The organism is Ruegeria sp. YTSA219 (assembly GCF_059609985.1).
The window spans coordinates 301,207-319,525 of sequence record NZ_JBXWMT010000001.1 but is presented as its reverse complement, the minus strand read 5'-3'; the positions used below and the strand labels follow the sequence as shown (position 1 = coordinate 319,525).

18 protein-coding genes are annotated in these 18,319 nt (G+C 57.2%); 5 read left to right on the top strand and 13 right to left on the bottom strand.

Annotated elements, in window-relative coordinates; genetic code table 11:
- Positions 1-55: 55 nt before the first annotated feature.
- Together AC2FFB_RS01575 and AC2FFB_RS01570 are read right to left on the bottom strand one after the other, a co-directional pair.
- Positions 56-1,372: an aspartate aminotransferase family protein gene (locus AC2FFB_RS01575; RefSeq protein ID WP_496712585.1), complete on the bottom strand. Its 1,317-nt coding sequence runs from the start codon at positions 1,370-1,372 to the stop codon at positions 56-58.
- Complete coding sequence (locus AC2FFB_RS01570) at positions 1,369-2,136, bottom strand: beta-keto acid cleavage family enzyme (RefSeq protein WP_281972178.1); 768 nt, start codon at positions 2,134-2,136, stop codon at positions 1,369-1,371. Before AC2FFB_RS01570 ends, AC2FFB_RS01575 begins: the two co-directional genes overlap by 4 nt.
- 83 nt (positions 2,137-2,219) lie before the next feature.
- Here AC2FFB_RS01570 and AC2FFB_RS01565 point away from each other — a divergent pair, with 83 nt between their 5' ends.
- The gene (locus tag AC2FFB_RS01565; protein WP_496712587.1) at positions 2,220-3,119 is read left to right on the top strand and encodes a MurR/RpiR family transcriptional regulator; all 900 of its coding nucleotides are present in this window, start codon (positions 2,220-2,222) and stop codon (positions 3,117-3,119) included.
- A 52-nt stretch (positions 3,120-3,171) separates the two neighbouring features.
- Here the strand turns inward: AC2FFB_RS01565 and AC2FFB_RS01560 are convergent, their stop codons facing one another.
- The 5 genes from AC2FFB_RS01560 to AC2FFB_RS01540 all read right to left on the bottom strand — a co-directional run bounded on the left by AC2FFB_RS01560 (position 3,172) and on the right by AC2FFB_RS01540 (position 9,072).
- On the bottom strand, positions 3,172-3,963 hold the full coding sequence (locus AC2FFB_RS01560; RefSeq protein WP_142634105.1) for an FAD binding domain-containing protein: 792 nt from the start codon (positions 3,961-3,963) through the stop codon (positions 3,172-3,174).
- Between the two features lie 94 nt (positions 3,964-4,057).
- Positions 4,058-6,418, bottom strand: a complete 2,361-nt coding sequence (locus tag AC2FFB_RS01555) for a xanthine dehydrogenase family protein molybdopterin-binding subunit (RefSeq protein WP_496874414.1) — start codon at positions 6,416-6,418, stop codon at positions 4,058-4,060.
- A 54-nt stretch (positions 6,419-6,472) separates the two neighbouring features.
- The gene (locus AC2FFB_RS01550) at positions 6,473-6,958 is read right to left on the bottom strand and encodes a (2Fe-2S)-binding protein (protein WP_142634109.1); all 486 of its coding nucleotides are present in this window, start codon (positions 6,956-6,958) and stop codon (positions 6,473-6,475) included.
- 147 nt (positions 6,959-7,105) lie between these two features.
- Positions 7,106-8,107 (bottom strand): molybdopterin-binding protein, encoded by a 1,002-nt coding sequence (locus tag AC2FFB_RS01545; RefSeq protein WP_496874413.1) that lies wholly within the window; start codon positions 8,105-8,107, stop codon positions 7,106-7,108.
- A complete protein-coding gene (locus AC2FFB_RS01540) occupies positions 8,104-9,072 on the bottom strand; it encodes an XdhC family protein (protein ID WP_496712592.1) in 969 nt (322 codons plus the stop codon). The genes AC2FFB_RS01545 and AC2FFB_RS01540 overlap by 4 nt, the downstream gene beginning before the upstream one ends.
- A gap of 225 nt (positions 9,073-9,297) precedes the next feature.
- On the opposite strand from AC2FFB_RS01540, the gene AC2FFB_RS01535 reads away from it, so the two are divergent.
- A complete protein-coding gene (locus AC2FFB_RS01535) occupies positions 9,298-9,798 on the top strand; it encodes a hypothetical protein (protein WP_496687864.1) in 501 nt (166 codons plus the stop codon).
- A 3-nt stretch (positions 9,799-9,801) separates the two neighbouring features.
- Here AC2FFB_RS01535 and AC2FFB_RS01530 read toward each other — a convergent pair whose 3' ends face one another.
- Together AC2FFB_RS01530 and AC2FFB_RS01525 are read right to left on the bottom strand one after the other, a co-directional pair.
- Positions 9,802-11,058 (bottom strand): vWA domain-containing protein, encoded by a 1,257-nt coding sequence (locus tag AC2FFB_RS01530; protein WP_496822635.1) that lies wholly within the window; start codon positions 11,056-11,058, stop codon positions 9,802-9,804.
- Positions 11,058-11,966, bottom strand: coding sequence for an AAA family ATPase (locus AC2FFB_RS01525; protein ID WP_271946832.1), 909 nt, complete (start codon positions 11,964-11,966; stop codon positions 11,058-11,060). The genes AC2FFB_RS01530 and AC2FFB_RS01525 overlap by 1 nt, the downstream gene beginning before the upstream one ends.
- A gap of 161 nt (positions 11,967-12,127) precedes the next feature.
- Here AC2FFB_RS01525 and pyrC point away from each other — a divergent pair, with 161 nt between their 5' ends.
- Complete coding sequence (gene pyrC, locus AC2FFB_RS01520; RefSeq protein ID WP_496874412.1) at positions 12,128-13,165, top strand: dihydroorotase; 1,038 nt, start codon at positions 12,128-12,130, stop codon at positions 13,163-13,165.
- Here the strand turns inward: pyrC and AC2FFB_RS01515 are convergent.
- Together AC2FFB_RS01515 and AC2FFB_RS01510 are read right to left on the bottom strand one after the other, a co-directional pair.
- The gene (locus tag AC2FFB_RS01515; protein ID WP_496874411.1) at positions 13,162-14,457 is read right to left on the bottom strand and encodes an MmgE/PrpD family protein; all 1,296 of its coding nucleotides are present in this window, start codon (positions 14,455-14,457) and stop codon (positions 13,162-13,164) included. The genes pyrC and AC2FFB_RS01515 overlap by 4 nt on opposite strands.
- Positions 14,458-14,495: 38 nt before the next feature.
- Entirely contained in the window at positions 14,496-14,942 is a 447-nt protein-coding gene (locus tag AC2FFB_RS01510) for a type II toxin-antitoxin system RatA family toxin (protein WP_142634123.1), read from the bottom strand.
- Between the two features lie 72 nt (positions 14,943-15,014).
- Here AC2FFB_RS01510 and hpt point away from each other — a divergent pair, with 72 nt between their 5' ends.
- The gene (hpt, locus tag AC2FFB_RS01505) at positions 15,015-15,557 is read left to right on the top strand and encodes a hypoxanthine phosphoribosyltransferase (protein ID WP_142634125.1); all 543 of its coding nucleotides are present in this window, start codon (positions 15,015-15,017) and stop codon (positions 15,555-15,557) included.
- A gap of 128 nt (positions 15,558-15,685) precedes the next feature.
- Complete coding sequence (locus AC2FFB_RS01500; RefSeq protein ID WP_282118568.1) at positions 15,686-16,045, top strand: hypothetical protein; 360 nt, start codon at positions 15,686-15,688, stop codon at positions 16,043-16,045.
- A 4-nt stretch (positions 16,046-16,049) separates the two neighbouring features.
- Here AC2FFB_RS01500 and AC2FFB_RS01495 read toward each other — a convergent pair whose 3' ends face one another.
- On the bottom strand, positions 16,050-17,192 hold the full coding sequence (locus tag AC2FFB_RS01495; RefSeq protein ID WP_496874410.1) for an amidohydrolase: 1,143 nt from the start codon (positions 17,190-17,192) through the stop codon (positions 16,050-16,052).
- Positions 17,189-18,139 (bottom strand): lipoyl synthase, encoded by a 951-nt coding sequence (lipA, locus tag AC2FFB_RS01490; protein WP_142634131.1) that lies wholly within the window; start codon positions 18,137-18,139, stop codon positions 17,189-17,191. The genes AC2FFB_RS01495 and lipA overlap by 4 nt, the downstream gene beginning before the upstream one ends.
- Positions 18,140-18,319: the final 180 nt, after the last annotated feature.

The following is an 18,319-nucleotide window of genomic DNA, read 5'->3' as shown; positions in this document are numbered from 1 at the left end:
TGACCTTTTGTCGATACCCTATTGAGTAAAAAGAGAAAGTCAGATCAAAAGAGCGTCAGATCGCGGCTTTGAGTGCGGCCTCCAGCTTTTCAACCAATTCCTCAATCTGTGCGTCGTCGATAATGAAAGGCGGTGCCAACAGAATATGGTCGCCACTTCGACCATCGCGCGTGCCAGACATGGGGTAACAGATCAGACCAGCGTTCAATGCCGCCTTCTTGATCTTGCCCGCGAGACCAAGTGCGGGATCAAACGGTGTTTTTCCGGCCCGATCCGAGACCAGCTCAATACCGCGGAACAGCCCGCGGCCCCGAATATCGCCGACATTAGGGTGCTCGCTGAACGCAGTTTCCAGCGCAGATTGCAGTCTCTGTCCCATAAACTCGGCGCGCTGGGGCAGTTGTTGGCTCGTCAATTCCTTCAGCACCGCCAATGCCGCTGCAGTTGCCACCGGATGGCCGACATAGGTATGCCCGTGCTGGAAAAACCCTGACCCATTTTGGATCGCCTTATATATCCGGCTCGTACACAACATTGCGCCGATGGGTTGATAACCCGCCCCCAAACCCTTGGCGATGCACAGAATATCCGGGGCAATTCCATCGTGATCGCAGGCAAACAAATGCCCGGTGCGCCCCATTCCGCACATGACCTCATCCAGGATCAGCAAAACGCCATATTGATCACAGATTTCACGTATGCGCCTAAAATACCCTTCGACCGCCGGGACCGCCCCCAGCGTTGCCCCCACGACTGGCTCGGCCATAAACGCCATGACGGTTTCAGGGCCAAGACGCAAAATTTCGGCCTCCAACTCATCGGCCACCCGTTGACCATAGGCGTGGCTGCTCTCACCATCTTTCTTTTCGGCATATTCGTAGCAGGGCGCGATATGGGTCATTTCGATCAGCATCGGTGCGAATTGCGCACGGCGCCAGGCATTTCCCCCCGCTGACAAGGCCCCCAGAGTATTTCCATGATAGCTTTGGCGGCGCGCGATGACATGGCGGCGCTCGGGCTGACCGATCTCAAGAAAATACTGCCGTGCCAGTTTGATGGCGGCCTCTGTTGCTTCGGACCCTCCGGATACGAAATAAACGCGATCCAAATCCCCGGGCGCATGATCAATCAGAAGGTCCGCAAGGGCTTCGGCAGGTTCGGACGTCATAAACCCGGTATGCGCAAAGGCGATCTTTTCAACCTGGCTTTGAACCGCCTCGATCACCGCCCGGTTTGAGTGGCCAAGACAGGACACAGCAGCATCACCGCAATCCAGATACCGCTTACCGTCAGCATCGATCAGATAGCAGCCTTCGCCGCCAACCGCGACCGGCAGCTGAGATTTCGTATGGCGTGGGAAAACGTGGCTCATGATCTATCCTCTTTCAATCTGGCGACAAGGGCCGCGACTGAGGCGGCGTTATTGTCCCAAGTGTCTCCGTTCCGGTCTGCGATGCTGTTTTCAAATCCGACCCGGACATCACCGCCCAAGGACGCCGCATGTATTAAACAGTCATGCTCTCGTTTTCCAAAGGCACAGATCATCCAAGGCGAATCCCCGTCCGGAAACGCATCCAGATCCGAGGGCTTTGATTCCTGATCAGTCCGATAGCGCCCCAGAACAAGCAAACGGTCGGATTGTTGTTTGCGGACAACCCCACGATATTGCCACCGTGTTAATAGGGCCGCATCTTCAGCGTCGTAAAGAATATGCTGAACCCGCGTCCCCTGATCCGCGCAAAGACCATAGATCCGGTCAGCCAGATCGTTATCGCGCGCGATTTCGCGAACCGAGATCGACGCCCAAGCCGGTCTAACCTTCTTCAGACATTCGAACTGGCTGCTTACATCAAAAATCCCTGCCGCCTCGGTTGTGATCTGGATGTCCAGAGCCGGAACCCGCCGCCGAAGTTCGGCAAGTGTTTCCAGATACTGTCCCGCGTCCAAAGAGTGACGGCCTTCTGTGTCCCGAATGTGCAGATGAAGACCGGCCGCACCGGCCTCATGGCATGCTCTGGCCGCTTCAAGAATTTGCGAGGTTGTGACAGGCAGGGCTGGGTGATCTGCCGCACCTCGGCGCGCACCATTGGGCGCCGCCAGAATGTAGGGTTCAGATTTCGACCGATGCTGTGACATTCCCTGCCCCCGATTACCTGTTGCCGCATCTATGCAAGCGGCCTATGTTTTACACCTTCTTCTTTCATAACATATGTTTTTTCATGACAGAGACCCAACGCCAGCTGACAGATAACTTGAGGAAAAACATCGACCAGATGCCGCCCAGACTTCAGGCGGCAGCCAAATACATCGTAGATCACCCCGCGGATTTCGGCCTCGACCCGATACGGGTAACTGCCGAGAAGATCGGTGTCAGTGCAAATGTCCTTGTCCGACTGGCCCAGCATATGGGTTTTGGCGGGTTTCAAGCCTTTCGCGCACCGTTCCGGCAAAACCTGGCGACGGATACCGAAGAATTCCTTGGCGCGTCCTGGCAAACCCACATGCAAGCGGACGGCGCCCATGGTCAGCTTCAAGCCAGACTTGCCCGCAACGAACAGAATGTCGTCGTCAGGTCCCTGCGATTGATGAGGCCCGAGACAGCGCATCTAGCCGTTGACCATATCTTCAGGTCCCGCCGTTGCTTCGTGACCGCCACCCGCGCCAGTTACGCGCTGGCCTATTACTTTTCCTATACCGGGCGCATGGCGCACCCCGGTATTCAACTAATACCGCGCCACATCGGCTCGGCCACGGATGACCTGCTGGATGCCGATGACAAGGACTGTCTGCTGGCAATCACGGTCAGCCCCTATTCTGCGGAGACGATTAAATCCATAAGGTTCGCCCGGGAAAAGGGGCTTCGGGTCATCCTGATCTCGGACAGCGAAGTCATTGCGCCGGGTGTCGAGCCGGATGTCGCCTTTAACGTCAGCACAAGGTCACAACATCACACCTCGAGCTTTACCGGTGTCATGGCTGTGTTGGAATGTCTCATCGGCCATTTATTTGACGCCGGTGGCAAAACAGCAGCGCACCGCGTTGAGGCCTATCAAAAGGCGCGCGAAGATACCGGAGCCTATTGGCAGCCAAACAAGCTTCCGAAAATTCGCCGAAAATAGAAAAAGCCCCGAGGGACACACCCCGAGGCTTTGCGACTAAAAGCCGATTTACTTACATGCAGGCCAGCACAGCCCGCTTGGTCATCACACTGACCAGATGCGCGCGATACGCTTTGCTGCCATGAAGATCGCCGATCATGTTGGCCGGGTTGATGTTCAGCCCCATCAACGCGTCCGGTCGGAATTCAGTATTCAGCGCCTGTTCTGCTTCGGACCAGCGGAACACCCCATCCTCGCTGGCGCCCGTGACCGCCACACGCACACCGTCGGCGAACCGGGCCAGATAGACACCCACCAACGCAAAGCGCGAGGCTGGCTGCAAGAACTTCTGATAACTCGCGGCCTGTGGCACCGGAAAGCGGATGGATGTGATGATCTCACCCTCATCCAGTGCGGTCGAGAACATGCCATCAAAAAACGCATCCGCCGCAATCTGACGGGCGTTGGTCACGATCGTGGCCCCGGATCCGAGCACACCCGCCGGGTAACAGGCCGCCGGATCGTTATTCGCAACCGAGCCGCCAATCGTGCCGCGGTTGCGCACCGCCGGATCACCGATCTGACCGGCCAATGCGGCCAGCGCCGGGTATGATCCCGCCGCCTCTTGCGCAACAACTGCATGCGGCGTTGCGCCACCGATAGAAACCGACCCGTCATCCCCAACACAAACGCCCTGCATTTCGGGAATTCCGCTGAGCGAGACGAGTGCCGATGGCGCAGCCAATCGTTGTTTCAGCGTCGGGATCAGGGTTTGCCCACCACCCAACGCCTGCGCATCCTCAGCCCCTAAAGCGGCAACCGCGTCGGCTATGGTCGAGGGTTTCTCAAATTCGAAATTGTACATTTCGTCTTCCTTTCCGAAAGGCGCTGATCCGCCCTTCATCTGGCTATAAATATCTCGGGGAGCGCGAGGGGTTGACCCCTCGCACCCCAACCTCTCACCCGTGCATCGCGGTCCAGACACGCGATGGACTCACCGGCATATCGATATGATCGATGGCTTTGCCGCCTGAATTCAACGCATCCAGCACCGCGTTGACCACCGCAGGTGGTGAACCGATTGCCCCGGCCTCACCACAGCCCTTCACACCCAACGGGTTATGCGTACAGGGCGTCTGGCTGGAATGGTCCACCGCATAGAACGGCACATCATCGGCACGCGGCATGGCATAGTCCATGAAGGATGCGCTCAGCAGCTGACCGTTTTCGTCATAGGCACAGTTTTCAAGCAATGCCTGACCGATGCCCTGACCGATGCCGCCATGCACCTGACCATCCACGATCATCGGGTTGACGATATTGCCAAAGTCATCAGCGGCAGTGAAGGCTTCGATGGTGACCCGGCCGGTTTCGGGGTCAACCTCGACCTCACAGGCATAGGCGCCAGCCGGGAAGGTAAAGTTGGCCGGGTCATAAAAGGCGGTCTCCTCCAGCCCGGGCTCGACCTCCAGCGGAAAGTTATGCGGCACATAGGCCGTCAGGGTGACATCACCCCAGGCCACCGACTTGTCGGTCCCTGCCACGCTGAACTGACCGTCCTTCAGCTCGATATCAGCCTCGGACGCCTCCAACAGATGCGCAGCGATCTTCTTGGCCTTGTCGATCACTTTCTCGGTTGCCTTGACCATCGCCGATCCACAGACCGCCAAAGACCGCGAGCCATAGGTGCCCATGCCAAACGGAATCTTCGACGTGTCGCCATGCACGATCTCGATCATCGACTCGTCGATACCGATCATGTCCGCCACAACCTGCGGGAAAGCCGTTTCATGCCCCTGCCCGTGGCTATGGGCACCTACCATGACGCTGATCGAGCCGGTGGCATTCACCCGGACAGTCGCCGCATCATACAGACCCGCACGGGCCCCCAGCATACCAACGATGTTCGACGGCGCGATGCCGCAAGCCTCGATATAACAGTTGACGCCCAGACCCCGCAGCTTGCCCTTGGCCTCGCTTTCAGCGCGACGCGCGGCAAAGCCTGCCAGATCAGCAGCGGCCTCAAGCTTGTCCATCGTCCCATTATAATCGCCTGTGTCATAGGTCAGCGCCACCGGTGTGTCATAGGGGAACTGGGTGATGAAGTTCTGCCGTCGAAGGGCGATCGGATCGACACCCAGTTCACGCGCTGCCTTGTCCACGACCCGCTCCAACTGGAACGTCGCCTCAGGACGGCCCGCGCCGCGATAGGCATCCACCGGGACCGTATTGGTGAACATCGCCTTGACGTTGACCTGAATGACCGGCGTCTTGTAGTTGCCCGCCATCAGCGTCCCGTGCAGCCATGTCGGTACCGAGCTGGAGAAGGTCGACAGATACGCACCCATATTTGCATAGGTGTTGGTGCGCAGACCGATAAAGTTATTGTCCGCATCCAGCGCCAGTTCGATCTGTCCGACATGGTCGCGCCCATGCGCGTCAGACATGAACGCCTCGGACCGGCTCGAGGTCCATTTGACCGGACGGTTACAAGCCTTGGCGGCGAAGGTGCAGAATGCCTCTTCGGCATAGTGAAAAATCTTGGTGCCAAAGCCGCCACCCACATCCGGCGCGACCACGCGCACCTTGTGTTCGGGCAGACCCAGAACAAAGGCACACATCAACAGGCGGATCACATGCGGGTTCTGCGACGTGGTATAAAGCGTGTATTCTTCGGTGCCGCGGCTGTACTCGCCCACCGCCACACGCGGCTCCATCGGATTGGCAACCAGACGGTTGTTCACCAGATCCAGCGTGGTGACATGGGCCGCATTGGCAAAGACCTCATTGACCTTGGCATCATCGGTTTCGCCCAACTGCCAATCATAGCAGATGTTGTTCTTCAGATCGTCATGGACCAGCGTCGCGCCCTCTTGCGCGGCGGCCTTCATGTCGATCACGGCGGGCAGCTCCTCGATATCAAGCTCGATCGCCTCAGCCGCGTCGCGGGCCTGTTCCAGGCTATCGGCGACCACAGCAGCAATCGGATCGCCCACATGGCGCACTTTACCCTGTGCCAAAATGGGATGCGGAGGTTCCTGCATCGGTGCGCCGTGCTTGTCGGTCACTTCCCAGCCACAGGGCATGCCGCCCACGCCTTCGAAATCCTTGCCGGTAAACACTTTGACCACGCCCGACATGGCCTCGGCAGACGAGGTGTCGATACTGTTGATCCGGCCATGCGCGATGTCGGACCGCAGAAAATGCACATAGGCCTGGCCATGCACGTTGATATCGTCGGTGTAATTGCCTGCTCCGGTTAAAAAGCGCACGTCCTCGCGCCGTTTGGAACTGGCTCCGATGCCACTGTCTTTGGGCATTGCTTGTTCTCCTCCCTGAAAAAGAATTTTCGTCGAAAATTCTTTACGTCGGTATTACTCGGCAGCGATGCCGCTTACGTCCTGGCCCGATGCGGCCATGATCGCTTTGACAATGTTGTGATAGCCTGTGCAGCGGCACAGGTTGCCTTCCAGATACTTTCGAATCTCGGCTTCGCTCGGGCGCGGGTTCTCTTTGAGCAAGGCGGCGGCGCTCATCACCATGCCCGGCGTACAAAACCCGCATTGCAACCCGTGATGATCCTGAAACGCCTGCTGAATCACGTTCAAAGACCCATCCTCAGCGGCCTGGCCCTCAATCGTGGCGACCTCAGACCCGTCTGCTTCCAGCGCAAGCATGTTGCACGACTTCACCGCCGCGCCATTCACATGAACAACACACGCCCCACATTGCGCCGTGTCACATCCAACATGCGTTCCGGTCAGCGACAGATGATCACGTAAAAATCCAGACAACAACGTCCGACCCTCAACCTCTCCGCTAACAGACCTCCCGTTCACGGTCATGGTGACCTGTGTCATAAGTTCCTCCCATGTCATATTTTTCTCTGTCGAGTTAAACACGGGACTTATTGTTTGAGAACAAAAATTTCGCAGGGCGCCGTTTAGGACAGATCACAATGCCGAACAAAGCGGCCTGATCTGGGCCTTAAATTGATGTCAAACGCCTTACCGCTTGATAGATGCGCGTGGCTGTGGCCGGGTCGGGATTTCCTTGAGCAATCCACCGACCCCCATGCCTGCAATATGCGCCGCTGTCGTTTCAATCCCGCAAGCCACGCGCGACAAAACCCAATCCGCACCGTTCAGTGCGGGAGAACGCGCACACCCCGGCAAACCGATTACAGGTCTGGCGTCAAGTAGACCGGAGAACAACAGGTTGCCCGGATCTACCGGCATTCCAAACCGATCCACCTGACCGCCTGCAACACGAACAGCCTGCGGCGCGACATCATGTGCATCCGAAGTTGCTGAGCCCGTCAAGATCAGGACAATATCCCCTTTGACGTCCGTCAATGCAGCAGACAGCGCCTGAATCTCATGTGGCACCACCCGAATGTCATCCAAACCCATACCCAGGGCTTCGACTCGCCCTCGGATTGCGGCAATACCCTTGTCGTTCGAAACACCTCCGGGGATGTCTGTGACGATCAGGCCGGCACTGCGAAACACCGGGCCAGACAGGCGCACCGCCCCTTGTGCCAGCGCCGAGGCACGCGCCACATCTTCGCCGGGGACGGCATAAGAAATGACTTTGATCGTCGCCACCATCCCGCCTGATCCCATCTGTTGATATTGGGGTACTGTGGCCACGGTAATCATCGGGTTAACCAAGTTGAACGCTTCCAGCGCCTGTACGTCCAGAACAGCGACTCCGGGGCCTCTCGCCAAGAGGTTAACGCGCCCTGTGAACGGCTCGGTGACGCGCAATCCCACGGTTGCCGGGTCCGGGGCCAAAGCCTCTGCCAAACTCCGGGCAGCGTCGTTTTCGTGACAATCACCGGGTTCCAGCTGCGCAACAGTGACCGAGGTCAACCCGGCGGCGGCCATTTCATCCAGATGAGTTTGCGTGAGCAAAAGGCCCTTACGCAGCTTTGTGTCTTGGGCTTTCACTGAATGCGCCAGAATTGCACCAGCGGCCTCGCGCAAAGGAACCGAGCCAAACTTCATGCTTTGCCCCGCAACACCGCAGTCATTTCGGCCAATATGGAAACCGCAATTTCCGCAGGATCGGCGGCACCGATATCCAAGCCTACGGGACCGTGAATCTGTGAAATCTGCCCTTCAGTAAATCCGGCTTCTTTCATCCGGGTGACGCGTTTCGCATGCGTTCGATTAGACCCCAGCGCCCCAATATAGAACACCCCGGCTCTCAGGGCGGCCTCTAACGCGGGATCATCCAGTTTTGGATCATGGGTCAGCAAGACAACAGCCGTTCGCGCATCCATTCCAAGCTTTGCAACGGCCTCATCCGGCCAATCCGTCAGCACGGTTTCCTCAGGGAATCTTGCGGCGGTTGCAAACGCATCTCGTGGATCCACAATCGCAGGGTCGTATCCCGCAATTCGCGCCATCGGGACCAGGGCCTGAGCAATATGAACGGCCCCGACCACTATCAACCGCAAGGGCGGATTGTGGACCGAAACAAATGTCTTCGCATCCTCTTCGAAACCGGACCGGTCCATGCGCATGCGTTCGGGATAACGATCGCGCTGCAACGCACGATGGCCGGATTCGATATTCACTTCATAAGCCACAGGCTCGCGCTGCGCGCGTGCAGCGACCAGATCGCGCAATATGCTTTCAGGAAGGACCGATCCAATAGGCTCGACCAGTACCCGAATTGTTCCGCCACAGGCCAGCCCGACCGCAAAAGCATCTTCGTCACTGACCCCGAATTCAAGTAGGCGCGCTTCACCCTCTTCGATCGCTTCCAACGCCTCGACGACAACCGCACCTTCGACACAACCACCCGATACCGACCCCTCAAAGCGGCCATCACCTGCTATCACAAGCTGAGCGCCAACACGTCTGGGGGCACTGCCCCAGGTCTGAACAACCGTAGCCAGCGCAACTGGCTTTCCCGTTTCATACCAATCCAGAGCAGTCTCGGGGCTGTTGTCGAATCTGTCCATATCGCCCTCCTGGCGTTTCCCGCACCAACATAGGCAGGTTTGGCAGGATGAAAAGTAAGCCATCAGGCTAACTCATGGGCCTTGAAAGAAATTCCAAATGCTATGCAAAGCCCCGCGGGTTTCAGCCGAACATCCAATGCATTGATTGCCAGCCCTCCCGATTCTGACCTAAACGCGGATCATGCGCAGCTGTGACGCAGATAATTTTCAAAAGGAGACAGAGACTTGAAACACATTATTACACTCGGATCGGTATTGGGAATGCTAGCGGCGACAGTGGCCAGCGCAGATACCTTCCTGCGCTATGGCGAAGTGGACGGATGGAAAATCTTCATCGACGAAGACAAGAAATCCTGCCTGATCGAAGCTGTTGATAACGCGGAAAACGTGGTTCAAATGGGCCTGACCGAAGACCGCGGCGTGGGATATGTTGGCGTATTCACCAAAGCTGAAACCAACATCAAGCGTGGCGAAACCGAGGCTGTGGCGATCCTGCTGGGCGAAAACCTGTATCTTGGAGAAGCCACCGGCATGAAGGGCAACATCACCAAAGGCTATTCGGGTGGCTATGTGCTGTCGGATGACCCCAAGTTTGCCGAAGACCTTGCCAAACAGAAAGTTATGGTTGTGTTCCCCGAAAAGGAATTCGCCTTCACCGTTGATCTGACCGGTACGTACAAAGCGATGGAAATGGCGCGTAAGTGCAACGAAGAACAGCTTGGTTGAGACCTACTTCGAAAGCGCGGCCATCAACCGCGCTTTCTCACCCATGTCATCCGGTTTTGAGATGACTTTGGCCAGATCTTCCAGCGACGCAATGGAATGGCCGGCCCGAAAGCTGTCAACATGGGGAAGCATCGCCGCCACCCCCTGCGCTTTTGGCGCAAAGCCATCCCAGCGCAACAAAGGGTTTAGCCAGATCAAACGGCGGGCTGACAGATGCAGGCGCTGGATTTCTTTTCCAAGCACCTCGGGTTCGCCCCGATCCAGACCATCCGTAATCAACAACACCACCGCACCCTGCCCCAGAACCCGACGCGACCAGTCACGGTTAAAAGCGTGCAGGCATTCCCCGATCCGCGTGCCACCCTCCCAATCTTGCGCCTCGGCCCCTGCTGCCGACAGGGCAGCATCCACATCGCGTTGGCGCAGGTGCCGGGTGATATTCGTCAACCTCGTACCGAATGTAAACGCATGAACCTTGGCCCATCCCGCGCCTTTGACGTTTGAAACCGCATGCAGGAAATGCAGGATGATACGAGAGTACTGGCTCATAGATCCTGAAATATCGCAGAGAACGACAAGGTTCGGCCACCGTTGTTTCGGCTTCAAATACGCGATGTCCCGCAGTTCACCACCCTGCCGCATGGATGCGCGCAGCGTGCGGGCGCGGTCGATCCGATGCCCAAAGTGGCTGGCTTGGCCTCGGCGCGACTCGATTGGTTTTACCGGCAATTTGAGCTGTGCCAGAATGCGCTTGGCCAAGGCAATTTCTTCGGTGCTCATTTGCTCAAAGTCTAGATTGCGCAACCGTTCTTCCGAGGACGCGGTCCGCGACGCATCTATCTCCAGCTCAGTTTCTTCCTCGATGTCAGAGCTTTCAGGCAAGTCCCGTTCGACGCCGTCCAGCAGAGCCTCGGCCGCGCGTTTCTCTGCAGCTTCGGCCTTGCGCTCTTCCTGAACGCCGCGGATCGCGGGCAGCATCATGGACATCATGTGTTCCATGTAACGTGGGTCGCGCCAATACATGCGGAAAATCTGCGCAAATACTGCCCGATGCTCGGGTCGGGTCACGAAACAAGCGTGCAACGTCCAGTAAAAATCCCGCTTCTCCGAGAAACCCGCAGCATGAACCGCCCGGATCGCATCCACGACCCGCCCGGTGCCAATCGGCAGCCCTGCCTTGCGCAAAGCCCGCGCGAAATGAGTGATATTCTGCGCCAGTTTTGGGTTGTCGGGGATGTCGAGAGGGAGCTGTTCAGCCATCAGGCAGGTTCCAGCGACGCCTTGGCTTCATCCAGAATACGTTTCGCCTCGGACCCTTGCAGTTGCTGGATATCGTCCTGATATTTCAGGATCGCCCCCAGCGTGTCGCCGATCACTTCGGGGCTAAGGTTGATGACGTCCAGCGCCAGCAGGCATTTGGCCCAGTCGATGGTCTCGGCCACGCCTGGTTTCTTGAACAGATCCTCTGTGCGCAGGTGTTGGACAAAGGCGACGACCTCTCGGCTAAGCGCCTCTGCGACCTCGGGTGCGCGGGCGTTCAGAATTTCAATTTCACGGTCAAAATCCGGGTAATCGACCCAATGGTACAGGCAACGGCGTTTCAGGGCGTCATGCACTTCTCGCGTTCGGTTCGATGTAACGATAACAATCGGTGGCTCCGGCGCTTTGACAGTGCCCAATTCGGGAATGGTGACCTGAAAATCGCTGAGCGCTTCCAGCAGGAAGGCCTCGAACGGTTCATCCGTGCGGTCAAGTTCGTCAATCAACAGGACGGGAGCCCCGTTTTCATCCGGGCGCATGGCCTGCAGCAACGGACGCTCGATCAGGTAGTCGTCAGAAAACAATTCGGTCTGCAACGAACCCCGGTCAGCGCCGCCCGAGGCTTCGGCAGTTCGGATCGCCACCATTTGCGCCGGGAAATTCCATTCGTAAACCGCCGAGGATGCGTCCAACCCTTCATAACACTGCAGGCGGATCAGGCGACGGTTCAGACCAGCGGCCAGCGCTTTGGCGATTTCGGTTTTTCCAACGCCTGCCTCACCTTCTAGAAATAGCGGGCGGCCCAGTTTAAGCGACAAAAACACCACTGTCGCCAAGGCCCGACCGCAAACGTAACCTTGCGAGCCCAGCATTTGCTGCACGGTATCAATGGAATCTTGCTGCGTCATGGAACCCTCTTTCTTTCGTTGCTTAACAGGTCATGCAAGCGCGGGGGCGTCAAGGCCCCGGCCCCGCCACCCAGACGCCATCGCGGCAAATAGGTGAAGTTTTTGCACCAGATCCTCACGGTTTGGTTGGTCTTTGGCCGAGGCTGTGCTAGCGGATGCGCATGACTGATACCCTCACCATTCGCCGCCCCGATGACTGGCATCTGCATTTGCGCGATGGCGCCATGTTGCAGGCCGTTCTGCCCGAAACCGCACGCCATTTTGCCCGTGCGATCATAATGCCGAACCTCGTTCCGCCAGTTGTGCGCGGCGATCAGGCCGCCGCATATCGCGACCGCATTCTGGCCGCCCTGCCCGAAGGCATGCCGTTCGAGCCGCTGATGACCTTGTACCTGACCGAAGACACCGACGCCGAGGATGTCGCCGCGGCCCATGCAAGTGGGCTGATCAAGGCCGTAAAGCTGTATCCCGCAGGCGCAACCACCAATTCCGCCTCGGGCGTGCGTGATTTCGACAAGGTCCGCCCGGTGCTTGAGAGAATGGCTGAGATCGGTCTGCCGATGTGTGTCCATGGTGAAGTCACCGATGCCGAGGTCGACATTTTCGACCGCGAAGAGGTTTTCATCGATACGATACTTGATCCACTGCGCCAGGCGACTCCTGGTTTGCGAGTCGTGATGGAACACATCACGACGGCTCAGGGTGCAAATTATGCGCAATCCGGTGGAGATGATCTGGCCGCAACAATCACGGCCCATCACCTGATCATCAACCGCAATCACATCCTGGTGGGCGGGATCAAACCGCATTACTACTGCTTGCCCGTGGCCAAGCGCGAGACCCATCGCCAGGCTTTGATGAGCGCCGCAACTTCTGGGATGTCTTGCTACTTCCTTGGCACCGACAGCGCGCCACACACAGATGCAAACAAGGAAATGGCCTGTGGCTGTGCGGGCTGCTTCACCGCTACAAACACAATGTCCCTTGTGGCCGAGATGTTTGACAAAGCCAGTGCGCTGGACAAGCTGGAAGGGTTCACATCATTGAACGGACCTGCGTTTTATGGCCTGCCGGTGAATAAAGAAACCATCGCCCTTACCAAGGGCGACCCCGTTGAATATCCCGACAAGATCGAAACTGACGACGGCCCGGTAACAGTATTCGAACCCGGGTTCCCCTTGCACTGGCGCGTCGTCTAACGCGCCAGCATTTTCGCCAGATCACGGGTGCGGCCACCGGTACGCAGCATCGACCAGATCGCGTCTGCGTCCTCGGCACCGATCAGCTTGGCCGCCTTGCTTCTGACCCGGTCTTCCCGGTCGGCCAATGTCATAGGGCCAAGCAAATCGTGGCTGGCCTGTTTTCGTACCCCATCGCGGCGCAGCAAAGACAGATCCGCTTGAGTTTCAGACAGCGTCTCATCGGCTTCGACTGAAATCCGGTCCCGCAGCGATTGCAGGCGCCTATCCGCACATACCTTATCCGAAAAACTGTCTGGCAAGGCTGTGTCATATCCCAGCGCTTGCATAGCAATTACCGTCCGGTAGGAAAACTTGGCCCCCAACCCGGTGGTCGGAGAGGTTTGATTACACACTGTCATCCAACGTGGGTGGGTCTTGATCCTGATCTCGGCTACTTCGGGCTCTGCAATATCCAGGTCACGTGCGGCCTCTAATGCGGCGTGCAACCCATGACAGCAGGCATGAAACTTATGGCTTACATCTTTGAACAGCCACGTTTCTCCTATTCCATCCAGAGCAGCGGCCTGTTCGAACTGACCCAGATGGGTTGCACCAAAACCATAGGGCCCCTCAAGCGCATCCGAGTTGGGATCAAACCCCTTGGACACCAACAGCGCAGCCTCAACCCCTGCAGCGGCAGCTAGCCCGGCATTATAGGGCTTCCCCATCGTGCCGAAATGAGCTTTCAGCCCTGCGGCGCGGGTGGCAGCCAGACCAAGAACCCGGCGCATCTTTTCCGTATCGAACCGCAGCACCCGGCCAGCGGCGACCGCCGCACCAAAGGCACCTGACGTCGCGGTCTGATGGAACCCACCTTGGTAATGCGCGCGCCCCAGCCAAAGCCCTACGCGGATCGAAACCTCCATCCCGACAAGAGCGGCCTCAAGGACATCGACAAGAATCCGGTCGTCCCAATCACAAAGAGCAAAGGCCGCAGGCATAACCGCGACCGAAGGGTGCCCGATATGCGCAAAATGCGTGTCATCATAATCCAAAGCGTGGGAAATGGTTCCGTTAACCAAACCTGCTGCCCTGACGGGAGCCAGCCCCCCGCCAAACAGATGGGCCTGCGGGTTGCCTCCTTCATCCAGAACCAGTGCGCGCACGGTCTGAGATACGGGTTCGCTAACACCGACGCGGCCAACAACCACCCAATCCAGCGCAGACAGAGAGGTTACGAGACGGGCCTCTGACGAGGTCGCAACAGGCCCCGAGGCAAAATCGGCCAATGCTGTGGTAAAATCAGTCATGTGGCGCAGTCTAGCAAGCGCCGCTTTCGGGTAAAGACTTAGCTGTACAATTCCTCTGCCCGGCCCTCGAACGCCCTCACGATCCTGTGCATCGCCTCATTGAAGACCACTCCGATGATACCCTGAAGAATGGCATTCTTGAATTCGAAATCAACATGGAACGAAACGTTGCACCCGCCTTCTGCTGCGTCCTCGAAATGCCAGTCCGACTTCATGTATTTGAAGGGCCCATCCAGATATTCCGTGTCGATCCGGCGTTGTTCGGCAAACAGGGTAACCCGGCTGCCAAAGCGTTCGCGGAACACTTTGAACGAAATGATCAGGTCCGCTTCCATCACCTGTGCCTCTCCTGCTGCATATGAGCGTCGGATACGTGCAGCCGCACACCAGGGCAAAAACTCGGGATACTTTGCTACATCGGCAACCAGATCGTACATCTGTTGCGCAGTGTAAGGCAGGTGTCGCGTTTCCGAATGTATAGGCATGGCGTCCGGTTTTTGCAGGTGACAATGGCGCGTCATGTCGTATGTTGCGCGCCAAAGATCAAGGGGGCAGCGATGAGCCAGCGCGGATATGTGATTGATGAGATGATCTCGGCAAAGGCCATTGCCGCCAGGATCGAAGAACTTTGCCGCGAAATCACTGCCGAATTCGACGGGACCGACAAGCTGGTCGTTGTCGGCCTGCTGCGTGGCAGCTTTGTCTTTATCGCCGATCTGGTGCGCGAATTGGACTTGCCCATCGAAGTGGATTTCCTTGAGGCGTCATCCTACGGGGATGCGATGGAAAGCAGCCGGGAAGTCCGCATTCTAAAAGACCTGCGCGGCGCTATTGAGGGTCGCGACGTTCTTGTGGTCGAGGATATCGTCGACACCGGGCACACGCTGAACCACGTTACTCATCTGCTGCAAAGCCGCGATCCTGGAAAACTTCGCTCGATCGCACTACTGGACAAGCCCAGCCGGCGCGAAGTCGATTTCCGTTCGGACTGGATCGGGTTTGAAATTCCTGATGAGTTTGTTGTGGGTTACGGGATCGATTACGCACAGCGCAATCGCAACTTGCCGTTTATTGGTAAGGTTCGTTTTATCGAAGACTGAGAAGGATAAAAAACCCAGATTCCAATAGTCAAAGTTGCTGCGCACATTTGCATTCACCTAATTGAATACCATTGGACAACGCCCTCAACAACAGATTACCCTCCGATCATCTTAGGAGGATTCTGCTTATGAAAGTAATGTCTATTGGGCTTCTGGCGACTTGCGCAGTCGCCGCAACGGTTGGTCTTGCGGACGCAAAAGACAACAAGGGCAAAGGGAAAGGCCCAGACAAGTCGAAAATCGAAAAGTCGATAAAGACCAATAATGGCGTTGGTGTACCGCCCGGACAGATCAAGCGTTATACGCGAGGTCAGAAACTCCCTAACGATCTGAATTTTGATTATCTTGATGACCTGGACGGCTGGAAGTTGAAGCCCCTACCCGCCGGTCAGCGATATATCCGCGTGGATGACGAAATCCTGTCGATATCAGATGACACTAAGACAGTCATTGATGCCGTTGGAATAGTCAGCGATCTCGTAAACTGAAGTTTCAGCCATTAAGTGATCGAATTGCGGCAACAAATACGTCTACTCCTACCGGGATAAGTGCGTCTGGAAAATCATAGTCAGGGTTATGCAATTGCGGATGATCCTGCCCCGACCCCAGCCAGAACATGGCCGTTTTCGCGCCTTTCCCAAATTGCCCGAAATCTTCTGAGAACTTTTGCGGCGTCTCTGTTGAATGGAACGGTACTCCACGCTCGGCGCAGGCCATTGCGATGATGCTCACCGCGTCGCTGTGATTGACGCAGGCCTCGAAGACATCGTCATAGGTGATCTCAACCTCCAGACTGTCGGCGGATGCGGCGCGGCGCGCCAGTGCCTCGGCCTCTGTCATCAGCGTCCGCATCCGGGCATCTGAAACGGTGCGCAAGGTCACCCAGATCTCGGCCTTTCCCGGAGCCACGCCGAAAGTCGGCTCTCCCAAACGGGCATGCGTCACAGTTGTCAGCGCAAAATCGGCATCCAACGCGCCGCCTGCGCCTAAACTCGCCAGCTTCGAAACCAGTTCGGACATCGCCTCAGCCGGGGAAATCCCATCCTGAGGCGCAGCCGCATGGGACGTCTTGCCGGTCAGGATGATTTTCATCCCGCGCGAGGCGCAGTTAGCCGAACTCTGACACAACTCAACAGCGCCAAGTTCCAACCCCGGCAGGTTGTGCAGAGAGAACACGTAGTCCGGCGCGATCTTCGCGAATTGAGGGTCCGCGCGAAAGGCGATGGCGCCCAGCCCGGTTTCTTCAGCCGGTTGAAAGATCAAAACCACCCGACCCTTTTGGGGTCGGTGACGCGCCAGGTCGTCGGCAACGCCAAGCACCATCGCCATGTGCCCATCATGGCCACACAGATGTCCTTTGCCCGGAACCTTCGACACATATAGGTGCGTTCCAAGTTCTTGAATCGGCAGCCCATCCAATTCGCACCGGATACCAACGGTTGGCCCAGCCTGCCCACTGTCAAAAACCGCGGCAACACCGTGCCGTCCCAGTCCGGTAAGCACATGGTCCGCACCGAACCCCCGCAAAAGATCTGTTATGAGGGCAGCGGTCTCACGCTCGTGCCCGGATAGTTCGGGATATTGATGCAGTTCGTGGCGCAGGCGTGTCAGCCGCGCATGCGCTTCGGGTGTCACCCCTGTTCCAGCTTTTTTCGGCGTGCCTCACGCAGCCGGGCAAAATCGTCTCCGGCGTGATAGGACGACCGGGTCAAAGGTGTGGCCGATACCATCAGGAACCCTTTGCCATAAGCTGCCTTTTCATAGGATGCGAATTCTTCCGGCGTTACGAACCGATCGACTCCGTGGTGTTTGGGCGTGGGCTGCAGATACTGACCGATGGTCAGGAAATCAATTTCAGCGGCGCGCATATCATCCATGACCTGCCGGACCTGCTGACCATCCTCACCCAAACCGACCATGATCCCGGATTTGGTAAAGACCGACGGGTCCAGCTCTTTCACGCGCTGCAATAGACGCAAAGAGTGGAAATACCGCGCGCCCGGTCGCACTTCGGGATAGAGGCCAGGCACCGTTTCAAGATTATGGTTAAAGACGTCTGGCTTTGCCTCAACGACAACTTCTAGAACGGACGGATCGCATTTCAGAAAGTCGGGCGTCAGAATTTCGATCGTCGTACCCGGAGACCGGTGACGCACGGCGCGAATGGTCTGCGCAAAATGCTCTGCCCCGCCATCTGCAAGGTCATCGCGGTCGACAGATGTGATGACCACATGGTTCAACCCCAGCTTTTCAACCGCATGGGCAACGCGACCCGGCTCAAACGCATCCAGCGAATCCGGGCGACCGGTGGCGATGTTGCAAAAGGTACAGCCGCGGGTACAAATCTCGCCCATGATCATCATGGTCGCGTGGCCCTGGCTCCAACATTCACCGACATTGGGGCATCCGGCTTCTTCGCAGACCGTAACCAGATTGTTGTCACGCATGATCTTGCGCGTGTCGGCATAACCCTGACCACCGGGTGCTTTGACGCGAATCCAACTGGGCTTTTTCGGCTGCGAATTGTCGGGCCGATGAGCCTTTTCTGGGTGTCTTTGTTCGGGAATGTTCAGATCGCGCACGGCCTGTCTTTCTGACTTTGGGTCAATTCGGTTTACCCATAACATAAACTGACCTCTGCTATTACACCACCCATGCATAGCCGCTATGCATCAGGGTGAAAGACTTTGACGTCTCAGGGCCAAAATTCTAAATAATTTCCTATTATTAACTGCAACTTACGCGTTGTCAGGTAAATTCTG

What these genes read in the sequence shown, in the direction of transcription:
- AC2FFB_RS01545 (WP_496874413.1), bottom strand. Translation starts at nt 8,107, where the DNA reads ATGAAGTTTGGCTCGGTTCCTTTGCGCGAGGCCGCTGGTGCAATTCTG.
- AC2FFB_RS01575 (WP_496712585.1), bottom strand. Translation starts at nt 1,372, where the DNA reads ATGAGCCACGTTTTCCCACGCCATACGAAATCTCAGCTGCCGGTCGCG.
- AC2FFB_RS01560 (WP_142634105.1), bottom strand. Translation starts at nt 3,963, where the DNA reads ATGTACAATTTCGAATTTGAGAAACCCTCGACCATAGCCGACGCGGTT.
- AC2FFB_RS01525 (WP_271946832.1), bottom strand. Translation starts at nt 11,966, where the DNA reads ATGACGCAGCAAGATTCCATTGATACCGTGCAGCAAATGCTGGGCTCG.
- AC2FFB_RS01510 (WP_142634123.1), bottom strand. Translation starts at nt 14,942, where the DNA reads ATGCCTATACATTCGGAAACGCGACACCTGCCTTACACTGCGCAACAG.
- AC2FFB_RS01530 (WP_496822635.1), bottom strand. Translation starts at nt 11,058, where the DNA reads ATGGCTGAACAGCTCCCTCTCGACATCCCCGACAACCCAAAACTGGCG.
- AC2FFB_RS01565 (WP_496712587.1), top strand. Translation starts at nt 2,220, where the DNA reads ATGACAGAGACCCAACGCCAGCTGACAGATAACTTGAGGAAAAACATC.
- pyrC (WP_496874412.1), top strand. Translation starts at nt 12,128, where the DNA reads ATGACTGATACCCTCACCATTCGCCGCCCCGATGACTGGCATCTGCAT.
- AC2FFB_RS01540 (WP_496712592.1), bottom strand. Translation starts at nt 9,072, where the DNA reads ATGGACAGATTCGACAACAGCCCCGAGACTGCTCTGGATTGGTATGAA.
- hpt (WP_142634125.1), top strand. Translation starts at nt 15,015, where the DNA reads ATGAGCCAGCGCGGATATGTGATTGATGAGATGATCTCGGCAAAGGCC.
- AC2FFB_RS01515 (WP_496874411.1), bottom strand. Translation starts at nt 14,457, where the DNA reads ATGACTGATTTTACCACAGCATTGGCCGATTTTGCCTCGGGGCCTGTT.
- AC2FFB_RS01570 (WP_281972178.1), bottom strand. Translation starts at nt 2,136, where the DNA reads ATGTCACAGCATCGGTCGAAATCTGAACCCTACATTCTGGCGGCGCCC.
- AC2FFB_RS01500 (WP_282118568.1), top strand. Translation starts at nt 15,686, where the DNA reads ATGAAAGTAATGTCTATTGGGCTTCTGGCGACTTGCGCAGTCGCCGCA.
- AC2FFB_RS01550 (WP_142634109.1), bottom strand. Translation starts at nt 6,958, where the DNA reads ATGACACAGGTCACCATGACCGTGAACGGGAGGTCTGTTAGCGGAGAG.
- AC2FFB_RS01555 (WP_496874414.1), bottom strand. Translation starts at nt 6,418, where the DNA reads ATGCCCAAAGACAGTGGCATCGGAGCCAGTTCCAAACGGCGCGAGGAC.